Source organism: Spirillospora sp. CA-294931, from assembly GCF_050946795.1.
Taxonomy (GTDB): domain Bacteria; phylum Actinomycetota; class Actinomycetes; order Streptosporangiales; family Streptosporangiaceae; genus Spirillospora.
This window is the reverse complement of sequence record NZ_CP192006.1, coordinates 7,064,135-7,078,255: the sequence shown is the minus strand read 5'-3', so window position 1 is coordinate 7,078,255 and position 14,121 is coordinate 7,064,135. Positions and strand designations below refer to the sequence as shown.

The window sequence follows — 14,121 nt, the reverse complement described above, 5'->3', positions numbered from 1 at the left end:
ACGAAGAAGGATGACACGCGGGACGGTCGTCAGTCGAAGATGACCACCTGGCGGATCACCTCGCCCTTCTCCAGGGCGCGGACGGCGTCGTTGAGGTCGTCGAAGCGGATCCGGCGGCTGATCATGCCGTCGATGTCCAGGCGCCCGGCCCGCCACAGATCGATCATGAGCGGGATGTCGCGCCTGAGGTCGCAGCCGCCGTAGAGGGAGGCCCGCAGCGACTTGCCCTCGAACAGCAGCGAGAACATGTTCTGCTCCCACAGGTCGTCCCCGGCGCCCGCGCCGACCACGATGACCTCGCCGCCGCGCCGGGCGGCGTTCCAGGCCGTGGTGAGCGTGGCCGAGCGGCCGACGACCTCGAAGGCGTAGTCGAAGCCCGCGCCGCCGGTCACCAGGCCCTTGGTCTCGTCGAGGGTCTCGGGCGTGACGGTGTGGGTGGCGCCGAACCGCTTGGCGACCGGGTGCTTGGCCTCGTTGGGGTCGATCGCGACGATGGTCGCGGCTCCCGCGATCCGCGCGCCCTGGATCACCGCCAGGCCCACGCCGCCCGCGCCCACCACAGCCACCGAGGAGCCCGGACGCACCCGGGCGGTGTTGACGGCCGCGCCGACGCCGGTGGGGAGGCCGCAGCCCAGCAGGGCCGCGTACTCGAACGGGACGTCCTCCGCGATGGTGATCACGCCCTGCCAGGGGACGACGATCTCGTCGGCCCACGTGCCGCAGCCCGCCATGCCATAGGCGGGGGCGCCGTCGGCGAGGCGGAAGCGGGGGTCGCCGAAGGACGCGACGACGTGGGTGAGGCAGAGGAAGGGGCGTCCGGCCACGCATTCGGCGCAGGTGCCGCAGTCGGGCGTCCAGTTGACGACCACATGGTCGCCGACGTTGACGCGGGTGACGCGCTCGCCGACGGACTCCACGACCCCGGCGCCCTCGTGGCCGACGACGGTGGGCAGGGTCGTCGGCAGGACGCCGGTCATGGTCGACAGGTCCGAGTGGCAGACCCCGGTCGCCCTGATCCGCACCTTGACCTGGTCGGGCCCGGGTTCGGTGCAGGTGACGTCGTCGCGCAGATCGAGTTCGCGGTCGCCGACCGCGCGCAGTACCGCGGCTCGTGCCATGGCTGCCTCCACATCGAAAGGGGTGGGACGTCCGCGCCTTGACGCCCTGAGGGGAAGGACGAGGGGTCACTCGTCCAGGGAGAGGGCGGCCTTGGGGCACGACCGGACGGCGTGGCGGACGCGGTCGCGCTGGTCTGCGGGGACCTCCGGCGACAGGATCGTCAGCTCGTCCTCGTCGTCGAGGTCGAAGACGTCGGGGGCGAGCCCCACGCAGACGCCATTGGCCTCGCACACCAGCGGGTCGACGCTCACCTTCATCGCCTTCTCCACCTCAAAAGTAGAACACGTTTCACTAAGCACCGGCAAGACTCGCGTCTCACGATAGTGATCGAGATGGCACCGTTGGGCGAGGGTGCGTCCGGGCTCCCCGGGGGGACCCTGGATCAAGGCCCACCAGATGCGGATAAAGTGCCCCGCGGAGGCGATCAATGACTCAGAGCCTGGCGTCCACCGCAGCGGGGGCGACCGAACCCGAGCCCATGGCGGCGGACCTGCTGCGCGCCGCCCGCGCGGCCAAGGGCTTCATGCCCGAGGCCGAGGGCAGGGCCCTCTACGAGGCGGCCCTGACCTACGGCGGCCGCGACTCGGCGCCGCTGCTGGAGGTGGGCAGCTACTGCGGCAAGTCGGCGATCTATCTCGGCGCCGCGGCCCGCCGGAACGGCGCGATCGTCGTCACCGTCGACCACCACCACGGCTCCGAGGAGAACCAGGCGGGCTGGGAGCACCACGACCCGTCCCTGGTCGACCCGCTGACGGGCCGCATGGACACGCTGCCGACCTTCCGCAAGAACCTGGCGGCCTCGGGCCTGGAGGACAGCGTCGTCGCGATCGTGGGCTCCTCGCGCACCGTCGCGGCCTTTTGGCGGACGCCCCTGTCGCTGCTGTTCATCGACGGCGGCCATGCCGAGGAGCACGCCCGCGCCGACTACGAGGGCTGGTCGCCCTGGATCGCGGCCGGCGGGGCGCTGGTGATCCACGACGTCTTCCCCGACCCCGCCGACGGCGGCCAGGCTCCCTACCACCTCTACCTGCGGGCCCTGGCGAGCGGCGCCTTCACCGAGCGCCGCGTCGAGGGCTCGCTGCGCGTCCTGGAGCGCACCGGCGAAGCCGACCCGCTGCGCAAGCAGGGCGAGGCGAGCGCCTAGGGCGTGTCCGGTGGATCTTGTTCGCCGCGAGCGGCGTCCAGGTGCGTGCATCGCAAGGCGGAGGAGGGAGGCAGCCCGGTGTTGGCTGTCGACCGACGACAACGCGGCGAGGTGCGTGCCTGGGCGTCGCGCAGCCGATCGAAGATCCACCGGACATGCCCTAGAGCCGCGTCCGGACCGGGTTGGCCACCGGAAGCAGGCCGCAGCCGCAGGCGATCGGGTCGGCGGCGGCGGACGGGCCCAGCGGACGTCCGGCGATCTCCTTGAAGATGCGTGACCCGGGGCTGGAGCCGGCCAGGGCGTCGGCCGCCAGGATCACCGCGGCGGCCGTGTAGGTCGAGCGGTCACCCGGGAAGTGGCGGCGGTTCTCGAACTGCCAGCCCGTCCAGTACGAGCCGTCCTCGTGGCGCAGATGCTGGATGGTGCGGAACAGCTCCAGCGCCTTCTCGCGCTCACCGGCGGCGTCCAGGGCCATCACCAGCTCGCAGCTCTCGGCGGCGGTCACCCAGGGCTGGTCGGACACGCAGCGGCAGCCCAGGCCGGGCACCACGAAGGTGTCCCAGTGCGCCGCGAAGTGCCGCGCGGCCGCCTCGCCGCGGATCGGGCCGCCCAGCACCGGGTAGTACCAGTCCATCGAGAAGCGGCTCTTGTCGGCGAACGCCTCGGGGTGCTTGGCCACGACATGGCCGAGCTGGTCGGCGGCCAGCTCCCAGTCGGGCTGGGGCTCGCCCAGGTGCTCGCCCAGCGCCACGGCGCAGCGCAGCGACTGGTAGATCGACGAGCAGCCGGTCAGCAGCGCGTGGTCGGCGGGCTCGCCGCTCTCGTGCCGGATCCAGATGATCTCGCCGCGGCGGGTCTGGAGGCCCAGAACGAACTCGATCGCGCGCCGGACGGCCGGCCACATGCGCCGGACGAAGCCGTCGTCGCCGGTCATCAGCAGCTCGTGCCAGACGCCCACCGCCACGTAGGCGGCGTGGTTGGACTCGCCGCCGGGCTCGGTGACCTGCCCCAGCACCCACTTGGCGGGCCAGGAGCCGTCGGGCCGCTGGACCGACCGCAGCCACTCGTAGGCGCGTCGCGCGGGCCCGTGCAGGCCCGCGACGGAGAGCGCCATGGCCGCCTCGATGTGGTTCCACGCGTCGACGTGCCCGGGGACGTCGTCGACGGGGGAGAACCACGGGATCGCACCGGACGGCTCCTGCTGCGCCACGATGCTGCGCGCGGTCGCCTGGAGGTCGGCGGCGGTCACGGCGCCCGGGACGGTCACCTCAAACCGCATCCGCGGTCTCCTTGACCGGCTCGGCGCTCGGCACGGACGGCTTGGTGAAGTACACGACCACGCTCTTGCCGATCACCGGGTTGAGCGCGCGCTCGGCCAGCCGCGTGGCCAGGGGGCGCTTCATGATGTCCCAGACCAGGATCTGGTGGTAGGCCTTGGCCAGGGGGTTGCCGTCGTTGTTGACGCCGACGGCGCACTTGATCCACCAGTAGGGCGCGTGCAGGCCGTGGGCGTGGTGATGGCCGTCCACCCGGAACCCGGTCGACTTCAGCTTGGCCTCCAGCTCGGCGCGCGTGTAGATGCGCACGTGGCCGCCGGGGGCGGTGTGGTAGTCCTCCGACAGGGCCCAGCAGAGCCGCTCGGGCAGCCAGCTCGGCACCGTGACGGCCAGCCGTCCGCCGGGCCTGAGCACGCGCAGCAGCTCGCGCATCGCCCGCATGTCGTCGGGGATGTGCTCCAGCACCTCGGACGCGATGATCTTGTCGAAGTGGCCGTCGGGGAACGGCAGGTCGAGGGCGTCGCCCTGGACGGTCTCGGCGGCGGCGTCCTCGGGGACCTCTCCCTCGAGGCGCATGGCGCCGAACATCCGCTCGACCTCGGCGAGCTCGCCGGCGTCGAGGTCGAAGGCGACCACGTGCGCCCCCCTGCGGTACAGCTCGAACGCGTGGCGTCCGGCGCCGCAGCCCATGTCGAGGACGCGCTCGGCGGGCCGGACGCGGAACCGCTGGAAATCCACGGTCAGCAGTGTGCTGCTCCTTCCGTACGAGGATTCTCGCGGGAACCCTTCAACTTGCCGCCCTCTTACGCCCGGCCCGCGGCGAGCCGCAGGTAGTTCTGCTGGGCGATCGCGGTGCGGTAGTGCTCGACGGTGGCCTGGGCGACGGCGCGCCAGGCGAAGCGCTCCTGGACGCGCGCGAGCGCGGCGGCGCCGGCGTCCGCGCGGGCCTCGGGGGAGTCGTGCAGGCGGCGCAGCGTGGCGGCCAGCTCCTCGACGTCGCCGGGCTCGACCAGGATCCCGGCCTCGCCGACGACCTCGGGCAGCGCCCCGGCGCGGCTGGCGACCAGCGGGGTGCCCGAGGCCATGTGCTCGACGGCGGGCAGCGAGAAGCCCTCGTAGCGGGACGGGACGACGGCGACCTCGGCCGAGGCCAGCAGCTCGCCCAGCTCCTCGTCGTCGATGCCGCTGACGAACCTGACCCGGTCGCCCAGCGCCAGCTCGCGCACCAGCTTCTCGGTCGGGCCGTCCTTGCGCGGACGGCTGACGACGATCACGTGGACGTCGCGCTCGGTGGCGAGCTTGGCGACCGCGCGCAGCAGCACGTCCACGCCCTTGATCGGGGCGTCCGCGCTGGCCATGGCCACGATGCGGCCGGGCACCCGCGCGCCGCGCGGGTGGAAGATCTGGGTGTCGACGCCCAGCGGGAGGATCTCGATGTCGCGGGGGTCGACCTTGAAGTCGCGGACGATGTCGATCTTGGAGGACTCCGAGACGGTCAGCACCGGGCCGATCCGCCGGGCCACCTGCGACTGCATGCCCACGAAGCCGTACCAGCGGCGCTTGCCGAGCTTCTGCTTCAGGCCCTCGGCGGCCTCGATCTCGATCCTGCGGTCGACGCTGATCGGGTGGTGGATGCTGGTCACCAGCGGGAGCCCCAGCTTGGCGATGGCCAGGTTGCCCAGGCCGAGCACCTGGTTGTCGTGCGCCACGTCGAAGTCGCGGCGGCGGCGCCGCAGCTCGCGGACGACCCGCAGGCTGAAGGTCAGCGGCTCGGGGAAGCCGCCGGTCTTCATGTGGGCGAACTCCAGGACGTCGATCCAGTCGCGGAACTCGTTGAGCCCCGGCGTGCGGAACGGGTCCTCGTCGCGGTACAGGTCCAGGCTGGGGATCTTGGTGAGGACGATCTCGTCACGGTCCAGCTCCGGATACGGCTGGCCGGAGATCACCTCGACCGAGTGGCCCAGGTCCACCAGCTCGCGGCTCAGATGCCGGAGGTAGACGCCCTGACCGCCGCAGTGCGGCTTGCTCCTGTACGAGAGCAGCGCCACCCGCAATGGACCGCCCGACGGCTCCCCTGCCTCAGCCACGCCGCGCCACTCCCGTCAGTCGAAGGGGGAGCAGGCCCAAGCGCACCGGCAGTCCCCTGTGTCCCTTGTTGGAACTAGACCATAGCTTCCAGAGGTTACCGGCTAGTTCAATATTGGGCATGGCGTCCAAAAGTGTTTCGAAAAGCACACTCCGCCCTCTTGCGCCTAGCGCAGCGTCACCCGCATCTCCTTGTAGCCGTTGACGAAGTTGGAGCGCAGGCGGCGGGGCTCGGCGGCGGGGCGGATGCCGGGCATCCGGTCCAGGACGGTCTCGAACAGGACGGCCAGCTCCAGGCGGGCCAGGTGGGTGCCCAGGCAGAAGTGGGGCCCGCCGCCTCCGAAGCCGATGTGGGGGTTGGGGTCGCGGCCGATGTCGAAGGTGAACGGGTCGTCGAAGACGCGCTCGTCCCGGTTGGCCGAGCCGTAGAAGACCACGACCTTGTCCCCGGCCGCGATCGCCTTGCCGCCCAGCTCGGTGTCGGCGGTGGCGGTGCGGCGGAACAGGTTGATCGGGCTGGTCCAGCGGACGATCTCGTCCGGGGCGGTGCGCAGCAGCGAGCGGTCGGCCTTCAACCTGGCCCACTGCTCGGGGTGCTCGAAGAACGCCAGCATGCCGCCGGCCGAGCCGTTGCGCGTGGTCTCGTGGCCCGCGATCACCAGCATCAGCACGAACAGCTGGAATTCCTCGATGCTCAGCCGCTCGCCGGTCTCGTCGGGGCGCAGCAGCTTGGTGGCGATGTCGTCGCGGGGGTCGGCCGCCCGCTCCCCGGCCAGCCAGGCCGCGTAGTCCATCAGCTCGCCCGCGAAGTCCCTGGCCGCCTCCTTGGCGCCGCCGAGCTCGGGGTCGTTGAAGCCGATGATGTGGTTCGACCAGTCGGTGATCTTGTGGCGGTCGGCGTCGGGGGCGCCGAGCATCTCGCAGATCACGTAGGCGGGCAGGTGGGTGGCGATGTCCTCGACGAAGTCGGCCTCGCCCGCGCCGGCCACGCCGTCGATCAGCTCGTGGCAGATGTCGCGGATGTGGCCCTCCAGCTGCTTGATCATCCGGGGCGTGAAGCCCCGGTTGACCTTGGCGCGGTTGCGCGTGTGGTCCGGAGGGTCCTGGAAGAGCATCATCATCCCGTAGAGCAGCACCTCGTCGTCGGTGAACTCCTCGTACATCGAGGTCCGGACGTGGCTGGAGTACAGCTGCGGGTTGCGGGAGACGGTGACGACGTCCTCGTGGCGGGTGACCGCCCAGAAACCGGGGACGCCGTCGTTCAGGTCGTGGTGCCAGTGCACCGGGTCGTGGTCGCGCAGCCAGGCGAACCGGTCGTGGGGGATGCCGCCGCGCTCGTAGATGCCGGGGTCGATGATGTCGGTGTCGATCTCAGGGGGCATGGAGATCAGTCCCTCGGGGCTCAGCTCGTGCGTTCCAGGACCGTCGCGGTGGACAGGGCTCCGCCGCAGCACATGGTGATCAGGGCGGTGGCGGCGTCCCGCCGCTCCAGCTCGTGCAGGGCGGTGGTGATCAGCCGGGCCCCGGTGGCGCCGACCGGGTGGCCGAGCGCGATGGCGCCGCCGTTGGCGTTGACCCGGTCCAGGTCCGGCCGGTGGACGGCGGCCCACGACAGCACGACCGAGGCGAACGCCTCGTTGATCTCGACCAGATCGATGTCGGGGAGGGCCATCCCGGCCCGGGAGAGGACCCTTTCGGTGGACTGGACGGGTCCGTCGAGCAGGTAGTGGGGATCCGAGCCCACCAGGGCCTGGGCGCGGATGCGGGCCCGGGGCCGCAGCCCGAGGGCCTCGGCCCGCTCCTCCGCCATGACCAGCACGGCCGCCGCGCCGTCGGAGATCTGGGACGAGGTGCCCGCCGTGTGCAGCGCGCCCTCGCCCAGGACGGGTCTCAGCCGGGCCAGGCCCTCCGGAGTGGTGTCGCGCAGGCCCTGGTCGCGGGCGACCGTCCGGGTCTCGCCGGTCGGCTCGCCCTCGGCGTCCAGGACGGGGACGTCCAGCGGCACGATCTCCCGGTCGAACCGGCCGTCGGCCCACGCCTTGGCGGCCAGCCGCTGCGAGCGCACGCCCCAGGCGTCCAGGTCGTCGCGGGTGAGGCCGCGCCGCCGGGCGATCCGCTCGGCGGCCTCGAACTGGTTCGGCATGTCCAGCGACCAGTCGTCGGGGCGCGGCCTGGCGGGCAGGACGTTGCTGGCCAGCGGCGACCGGCTCATGACCTCCACTCCGCAGCCGACGGCCACCTCCGCCTCCCCGGCGGCGACCTGGGCGGCGGCCAGGTGGACGGCCTGCTGGGCCGAGCCGCACTGGGCGTCGATCGTGGTGACGCCCGCCTGCCAGGGCAGGCCCGCGTAGAGCCAGGCGTGCCGTCCGACGTGCCCGCCCTGCTCACCCGACTGGGTCACGCAGCCGACGAAAACCTGTTCTATTTCGGTCGGGTCGAGGGCGGCCCTTTCCACCAGACCGGTGAGGACGTGGGCCAGCAGGGCCTGGGCCTTCACTCCCGCTAGATCGCCGTTGCGCTTGCCCAGAGGGGTGCGGACGGCCTCGACGATCACCGGGGTCCCCATGCGGTCTCCTTCCGGAACGCGGCTGGACCCCGAATGTAACTCGTTCTACTTTTGAGGGAAAGGGGGAGCGGCCATCGAATGAGCCTCCAGTCTAGTCATGCGTCTCAATTCGAAGGGAGGCGTAGGTGGGGACCAGGACGCGCCGGGCCGCGCGCCGCGAGACGACGCGGTACGGGCGGCCCGTGGAGTGCAGGGTCTCCAGCATCCGCGTGATCTGGAGCCGCGCCACCGCTGCCCCGAGGCACAGGTGGCGGCCGCCGCCGAACCAGAGCTGGCGGGTCTCGGGCACGTACTCGCGGCGGATGTCGAACGGACCGACGCCCGTCGTCGCCAGGTAGGTCAGCAGCAGGATCCGCTCGCCCGCGCGCAGCCGCTGCCCCTCCACCTCCGCGTCCCTGGCCACGTGCCGTCCGATCACGGGCGCGGGCGTCGAGACGCGCAGGCCCTCCCTGACCGCGTTCTCCATCAGGCCCGGATCGCGCAGGAGCGCGTGCTGCTGGCCCGTGTCGTGCAGCAGGGCGACCGTCCGGGAGGTCCCGGACGCGCCGGTCTCGGTGCCCGCGATCGCCAGCAGCGTGGCCAGGCCCCGGGCGAGCGGCAGGCCGAGGTCCATCTCCCGGCAGCGGCCGAGGATGGTGCCGGCGCCGGCCGCCCGGTAGGCGGCGTCGACCCCGGAGGTGATCTCGGCCACGATCTCCCGGGCCCGCTCGACGACCTCCGGGTCGAGCTCGGTCGAGGCCGTGGTGCCCATGGCCAGGCCCGCGAGCCGCTCCCCGGCCGCGAACACCGCGCGGAAGGCGTCGTCGTCGCGGTCGGTCGGGAGGCCGAGCAGGTCGGAGACCAGGCGTCCGGCCAGGACGCGGGTGGCGTCGGCCACATCGATGGTCTCGCCCCCGGCCAGCCGCCGGGCCAGCTCCGCGTACCACGGGCCCTGGGAGCGTTCCACCAGCGAGCGCGCGCCGTCCTCGGTGAACAGGTCGCGCGCCCTGGTCCGGACCTCGGCGTGCCGGGCGCCGCCGAAGAACTGGGCCATCTCAGGGCCGAACAGCTGCGTCCACAGGTGGCCGACGCCGCCCTCGCCGTCCATGGTGAAGGTCGCGTGGTCGTTCAGCACCCGCCGGGCCAGGACGGGATCGGTCACGACCCAGCCCAGCTTCGGCACACGCGCGATCGGCCCCGTATGGCGCGCCGCCGCCAGGAGAGCGAAGAGTCCCCGGTTTCCGGCCCACAGAAGGCGGGCCTCGTGCCGGGCGGCGTCCTTGACGGCGGTATCCCTAACGTCACTGGTCACATGGTGATTGTGCACACCGCCGCCAAACCGGCGAACGGGCATGGCACTCAAACCCGAGTGAGTGGCAGTACTCAGGTCAAATCGGGTTAGAGTGCCTGCCTCAATCGCGTAGCGGCTACCTATCCGGAACCGACCCCGGTCGGTGAGGCTGGTCTCACAGCACACCCCACTGCACAGCCGACGCCGAACATCGAACCTGATCACGGGGGGTCCCGAGTGAGAGCCCGCATCGCCGGTGTGGCCGCGTACCTGCCGGAGCGGACCGTGACCAGCGCCGAGGTGGAGGCGCGGGTCGAGGCCGAGAGCGACGGCTACCGGCCGCTGCCGACCATCGTCGAGCGGATGACCGGTATCCGCTCGCGCCATGTCATGCGCGACGACCAGCAGGCGTCCGACCTGGCCGTCGAGGCCGCCCGCACGCTCCTGGCCGAGCAGGGCCGCCCGCCCGCCTCGATCGACCTGCTGATCTTCGGGTCGGCGTCCCAGGACATGGTCGAGCCCGCCACCGCCCACATCGTCGCGGCCAAGCTCGGCCTCGGCTGCCCGGTCTTCGACGTCAAGAACGCCTGCAACAGCTTCCTCAACGGCGTCCAGATGGCCGACGCCCTGATCCGCACCGGCCAGCACGAGCGCGTGCTGGTCTGCACCGGCGAGAGCCCGTCGCGGGCCGTGCGCTGGAAGGTTCGCGACCGCGACCAGTTCGCCGACGCCTTCGCGGGCTACACGCTGTCGGACGGCGGCGCCGCGATGCTGCTGGAGGCCGCGCCCGACGGCGGGATCTTCTACCGCGACTTCGCCGCCGTATCCAGCGCCTGGCAGGTGGGAACGCTCCCGGGGGGCGGGTCGATGCACCCGCGCGACCCCGACCGCACCTACTTCAGCGGCGACGGGCGGCGCCTCAAGGAGGCGTTCCTGGCCGCCGGGCCCGAGATCTTCGTCACCGCTCTGGAAAAGACGGGGCTCACCTGGGACGATTTCGCCGTCGTCTGCGTGCACCAGGTGACGATGCCCTACCTCGCGGTGCTGCGTTCGATCCTGGACATCCCGGCCGACCGGCTCGTGACCACCCTGCCCGACCACGGCAACCTCGCCTCGGCGACGCTGCCCCTGCAACTGTCCGCGGCCCTGCGCGCGGGCCGCGCCCGTCCCGGCGACCGCGTCGCCCTGATCGGCCTGGCCGGCGGCGTCAGCCTCGGCATCACCCTCGCGGAGCTGTGACCATGGATCTGTGGGTCGTGATCCCCGCCTACAACGAGGAGCGCTCGATCGGCGCCACGCTGCGCCGGCTGGCCGGGCAGACCGACCTCGGGTTCACCCTCGCCGTCGTTGACAACGGCAGCACCGACCGCACGGCCGGGATCGTCCGCGAGTTCGCCGCCGGGCACCCCGAGCTGGACGTCAGGCTCGTCAACGAACCCGAGAAGGGCACCGGCGCCGCCGCCGACACCGGCGTCCGGCACGCGATCGCCGCCGGGGCCACGCACATCGCGCGCACCGACGCCGACTGCCTGCCCGACCCGGGCTGGGTCGCGGCCCTGCGGCGGGCGTTCGAGGCGGGCGTCGACATGGTCAGCGGCCCGCTGCGGCCCCGCACCGACGAGTTCGAGCTGAAGCTCTGGGAGCGGCGGCTGCTGCCCGCCGTCGTGGAGCTGGCCGCGTTCTTCGGGCGGCTGCGCCCCGGCAACGCCGACCCGCTCGCCCTCGGGCCGTACCTGATGATGCCCGGCTGCAACGTCGCGATCACCGCCGCCCTCTACGAGGACGCGGGCGGGTTCCCCCGCACCCGGATCGAGGACGTCCACGAGGACCGCGCGCTGGTCAACAGCGTCCGCCGGCTGACCCGCTCCTACGCGGTCCGCCGCGACATGGTCGTCTACGGCTCGGTGCGCCGCCTGCGCGCCTACGGCCTGGTCGGCACCCTGGCCTGGTACGCCGACCACCGGTACCGGCCGGAGGTCGTGGACATCCGATGAACTGGGAGACCCGGCTCTACCTGGCGGCCCACCCGTTCGCCTACCCCCTGCTGCGCGGCCTGGCCCGGCGGGGCCCGGTGGTCCGCGTCCCGGGGGTGGGCGTGGTCGTCAACGACGCCGCGCTGGCCCGCTCGGTGCTCATGGACGGCGAGAACTTCCGCAAGGACGGCCCCGGCTCGCCCGGCGAGCTGTGGACGCCGGTGCTCGGGCCGTCCGTCCTGCTCAACATGGAGGGCGAGGCCCACCGGGCGCTGCGGCGCCGCCTCACCGAGCTGTTCACGCCGGGCTACGCCGAGAACCTGTGCGCCCGGGTGCTGGCGGGGCCGCTCGCGGTGCTCGCCGACCGGCTGGAACGCGGCGCCGCCGTCGACCTGGTCGACACCATGCGGCTGATGGCCGGGGCCGTGATCGGCGAGGTCATCGGGCTGGAGACCGACGACTACCGGGGGCTGTTCGCCCAGGGGGAGCGGATCGTCTCGATGATCTCGCTGCGCACCCGGCGGCTGTCCCCGCGCCAGGTCGCGCTGGCCCGTGCCGTCCTCGACCCGCTGGGCGACGTCGCCGCCCGCTCCTACACCTCGGGCGACGAGGGCACGGTCATGGGACGCATGCGCTCGCTCGGCCTCTCCGAGGACGAGGCCAGGGGCGCCGCCGGGGCCTTCTTCCTGACCGGGACCGAGACCGTGGCGACCTTCGTCCCCCGCCTCGTCGCCCTGCTCACCGACGCGGGCGAGCTGGGCCGGGTGGCGGCCGACCCCGGCCTGCTGGACCGGGCGATCGACGAGGGCATGCGCTTCAGCACGCCGACCCCCGTGATGCTGCGCGGCGTCCACCGGGAGACCGAGATCGGCGGCACCCGCGTCCGGCCGGGCGACCGCGTCCTGATCGCCACCCACAACTGCTGCCGCGCCTACGGCCCGTTCGACCTCGGCCTCACGCACCCGCCCGAACTCCGCCGCCTGTGGTTCGGCGCGGGCCCCCACTTCTGCATCGGCTACCCCCTGGCCCTCGCCGAGATCCGGGCCGTCATGACCGTCCTGCTGGGCGCGGCCCCCCTGACCATCACCCACCGCCGGGCCGCGCGCGGCGTCCTCATCCCCACCTACGCCAACCTCACCGTCCGCAAAGCCCCATGACCCTCATCAGAGACCTCCTGGGCCAGGCGGCCCGGACGCCCGGCGCCGTGGCGCTGGTGGCGGGGGACGGGCAATCGGTGACCTATGGCGAGCTGCGGCGGCAGGTGCTGGCCGTCCGGCACGGGCTGCTGGACGCCGGGATGGAGGCCGGGGACGGGGTGTTGTTCTCCGTGCGGCCCTCCCCGGAGTCGCTGGTGCTGGCGCTGGGAGTGGTCGCGGCGCGCGGGGTGGTGATCTTCGCCGACCCGGGGGCGGGCCCGGAGATGTTCGACGCCCGCCTGCGGCTGGCCGCGCCCCGGTGGTCGGCGGCCGAGTCGATCTTGTACGCGGGGAGCCGGGCGGGGCCCGTGCGCGCCTACGCGAGGCGGCGGGGGCTGCTGCTTCCCAACCTCGCGGACCTGGGCATTCCCCGCCACATCCACGTCGGGCGCGGGCTTCCCGGGGTGCCGCGCGGCTCCCACTCGTTCTCCCGGCTGGTGAAGGGGCCCGCGCCCGAGCCGGACGGCGACGGTGATCCGGACGCCCCGGCGGCGGTGATCTTCACCTCGGGGACGACGGCGAACCCGCGTGCGGTCGTGCACTCCCAGGCGTCGCTCGCGGCGTCGCTCGACCTGTTCCGGACACGGGTACCGTTCGGCCTCGGCGATGTCGTGCACACCGACCAGCTCATGCTGGGCCTGCCGACGCTCCTGTCGGGCGCGCGCTGGTCCATGCCGCCGCTGTTCTGCTCGGCCCCCGCCTTCGCGCGCCTGCTGGACGAGCGCGCCGCGACCCACACGTTCTGCGTCCCCGTCCATCTCGCCGAGATCCTCGACGCCTGCCCCCGGCTGCCCGATCGCCTGCGTCACGTCCTTCTGGGGGCGGCGCCCGCGCCCGCGGGGATCCTGCGCCGGGCTCTGGCGGCGGCGCCGTCCGCCGAGGTCCTGTCGGTCTACGCCATGACCGAGATCCTTCCCGTGGCGATCGCCTCGGCCCAGGAGAAGCTTGACCACGCGGGGGAGGGCGACTTCGTGGGCGCGCCCCTGGTGGGCGCACGGCTGGCGGAGGACGGCGAGTTGCTCCTGTCGGGGGCCAACCTGTGCCGGGGTTACCTGGGCGACCCGCCCCACGCCGAGCTCGCGACCGGCGATCTGGCGCGCTTCGACGCCGAGGGACGGCTGATCCTGATGGGCCGCAAGAAGGACATGCTGATTCGGGGGAAGTTCAACCTGTACCCGGGGCTCTACGAGCCCGCGATCGCCGCCCTCGACGGTGTCGACGAGGCCGCGTTCGTGGGCCTCCCCGACGCCGAGACCGGGGACGAGGAGGTCGTGCTGGCCGTGGTCGGCGCCCCCGACCTGCCGGAGCGCCTGCCGGGCCTGCTCCCGGACGTCATCGACCACGACGCCCTCCCGGACCGGATCGTCCCGCTCCAGGCACTCCCGCGCTCGGGCCGGAGCCGCAAGCTCGACCGGGACGCCCTGCGCGATCGCGTGGCCCGTTCCTGACGATGATTGGCCCACGGGCCACTCGTGCCGTCCGCCGGACGGC

13 protein-coding genes are annotated in these 14,121 nt (G+C 72.7%); 5 read left to right on the top strand and 8 right to left on the bottom strand.

The window, feature by feature from the left end:
• Nucleotides 1-29 precede the first annotated feature (29 nt).
• Both ACQPY4_RS31895 and ACQPY4_RS31890 read right to left on the bottom strand, forming a co-directional pair.
• Nucleotides 30-1,118 carry an alcohol dehydrogenase catalytic domain-containing protein gene (locus tag ACQPY4_RS31895; protein ID WP_433327193.1) on the bottom strand — a complete coding sequence of 363 codons (1,089 nt, stop codon included), beginning with the start codon at nucleotides 1,116-1,118 and terminating at the stop codon, nucleotides 30-32.
• A gap of 66 nt (nucleotides 1,119-1,184) precedes the next feature.
• Nucleotides 1,185-1,376, bottom strand: coding sequence for a ferredoxin (locus ACQPY4_RS31890; RefSeq protein ID WP_433327191.1), 192 nt, complete (start codon nucleotides 1,374-1,376; stop codon nucleotides 1,185-1,187).
• Between the two features lie 170 nt (nucleotides 1,377-1,546).
• Between ACQPY4_RS31890 and ACQPY4_RS31885 the strand changes: the two genes are divergently transcribed.
• The gene (locus ACQPY4_RS31885; RefSeq protein WP_433327189.1) at nucleotides 1,547-2,263 is read left to right on the top strand and encodes a class I SAM-dependent methyltransferase; all 717 of its coding nucleotides are present in this window, start codon (nucleotides 1,547-1,549) and stop codon (nucleotides 2,261-2,263) included.
• 160 nt (nucleotides 2,264-2,423) lie between these two features.
• Here the strand turns inward: ACQPY4_RS31885 and ACQPY4_RS31880 are convergent, their stop codons facing one another.
• The 6 genes from ACQPY4_RS31880 to ACQPY4_RS31855 all read right to left on the bottom strand — a co-directional run bounded on the left by ACQPY4_RS31880 (nucleotide 2,424) and on the right by ACQPY4_RS31855 (nucleotide 9,482).
• Nucleotides 2,424-3,542, bottom strand: coding sequence for a prenyltransferase (locus ACQPY4_RS31880; protein ID WP_433327187.1), 1,119 nt, complete (start codon nucleotides 3,540-3,542; stop codon nucleotides 2,424-2,426).
• Nucleotides 3,532-4,287: a class I SAM-dependent methyltransferase gene (locus ACQPY4_RS31875; protein WP_433339114.1), complete on the bottom strand. Its 756-nt coding sequence runs from the start codon at nucleotides 4,285-4,287 to the stop codon at nucleotides 3,532-3,534. Before ACQPY4_RS31875 ends, ACQPY4_RS31880 begins: the two co-directional genes overlap by 11 nt.
• Before the next feature lie 56 nt (nucleotides 4,288-4,343).
• On the bottom strand, nucleotides 4,344-5,627 hold the full coding sequence (locus ACQPY4_RS31870) for a glycosyltransferase family 4 protein (RefSeq protein ID WP_433327185.1): 1,284 nt from the start codon (nucleotides 5,625-5,627) through the stop codon (nucleotides 4,344-4,346).
• Between the two features lie 165 nt (nucleotides 5,628-5,792).
• Complete coding sequence (locus ACQPY4_RS31865) at nucleotides 5,793-7,007, bottom strand: cytochrome P450 (RefSeq protein ID WP_433327183.1); 1,215 nt, start codon at nucleotides 7,005-7,007, stop codon at nucleotides 5,793-5,795.
• A gap of 20 nt (nucleotides 7,008-7,027) precedes the next feature.
• Complete coding sequence (locus tag ACQPY4_RS31860) at nucleotides 7,028-8,191, bottom strand: steroid 3-ketoacyl-CoA thiolase (RefSeq protein WP_433327181.1); 1,164 nt, start codon at nucleotides 8,189-8,191, stop codon at nucleotides 7,028-7,030.
• 91 nt (nucleotides 8,192-8,282) lie between these two features.
• Nucleotides 8,283-9,482, bottom strand: a complete 1,200-nt coding sequence (locus ACQPY4_RS31855) for a cytochrome P450 (RefSeq protein ID WP_433327179.1) — start codon at nucleotides 9,480-9,482, stop codon at nucleotides 8,283-8,285.
• 216 nt (nucleotides 9,483-9,698) lie between these two features.
• Between ACQPY4_RS31855 and ACQPY4_RS31850 the strand changes: the two genes are divergently transcribed.
• From ACQPY4_RS31850 to ACQPY4_RS31835, 4 genes are read left to right on the top strand one after another with little or no spacing between them, the layout of a single operon-like run.
• The gene (locus tag ACQPY4_RS31850; protein WP_433327177.1) at nucleotides 9,699-10,700 is read left to right on the top strand and encodes a 3-oxoacyl-ACP synthase III family protein; all 1,002 of its coding nucleotides are present in this window, start codon (nucleotides 9,699-9,701) and stop codon (nucleotides 10,698-10,700) included.
• A gap of 2 nt (nucleotides 10,701-10,702) precedes the next feature.
• Nucleotides 10,703-11,455 carry a glycosyltransferase family 2 protein gene (locus ACQPY4_RS31845; protein WP_433327175.1) on the top strand — a complete coding sequence of 251 codons (753 nt, stop codon included), beginning with the start codon at nucleotides 10,703-10,705 and terminating at the stop codon, nucleotides 11,453-11,455.
• Nucleotides 11,452-12,591, top strand: a complete 1,140-nt coding sequence (locus ACQPY4_RS31840; protein ID WP_433327173.1) for a cytochrome P450 — start codon at nucleotides 11,452-11,454, stop codon at nucleotides 12,589-12,591. The genes ACQPY4_RS31845 and ACQPY4_RS31840 overlap by 4 nt, the downstream gene beginning before the upstream one ends.
• Nucleotides 12,588-14,078, top strand: a complete 1,491-nt coding sequence (locus ACQPY4_RS31835; protein ID WP_433327171.1) for a class I adenylate-forming enzyme family protein — start codon at nucleotides 12,588-12,590, stop codon at nucleotides 14,076-14,078. The genes ACQPY4_RS31840 and ACQPY4_RS31835 overlap by 4 nt, the downstream gene beginning before the upstream one ends.
• The last annotated feature ends 43 nt before the right edge of the window (nucleotides 14,079-14,121 follow it).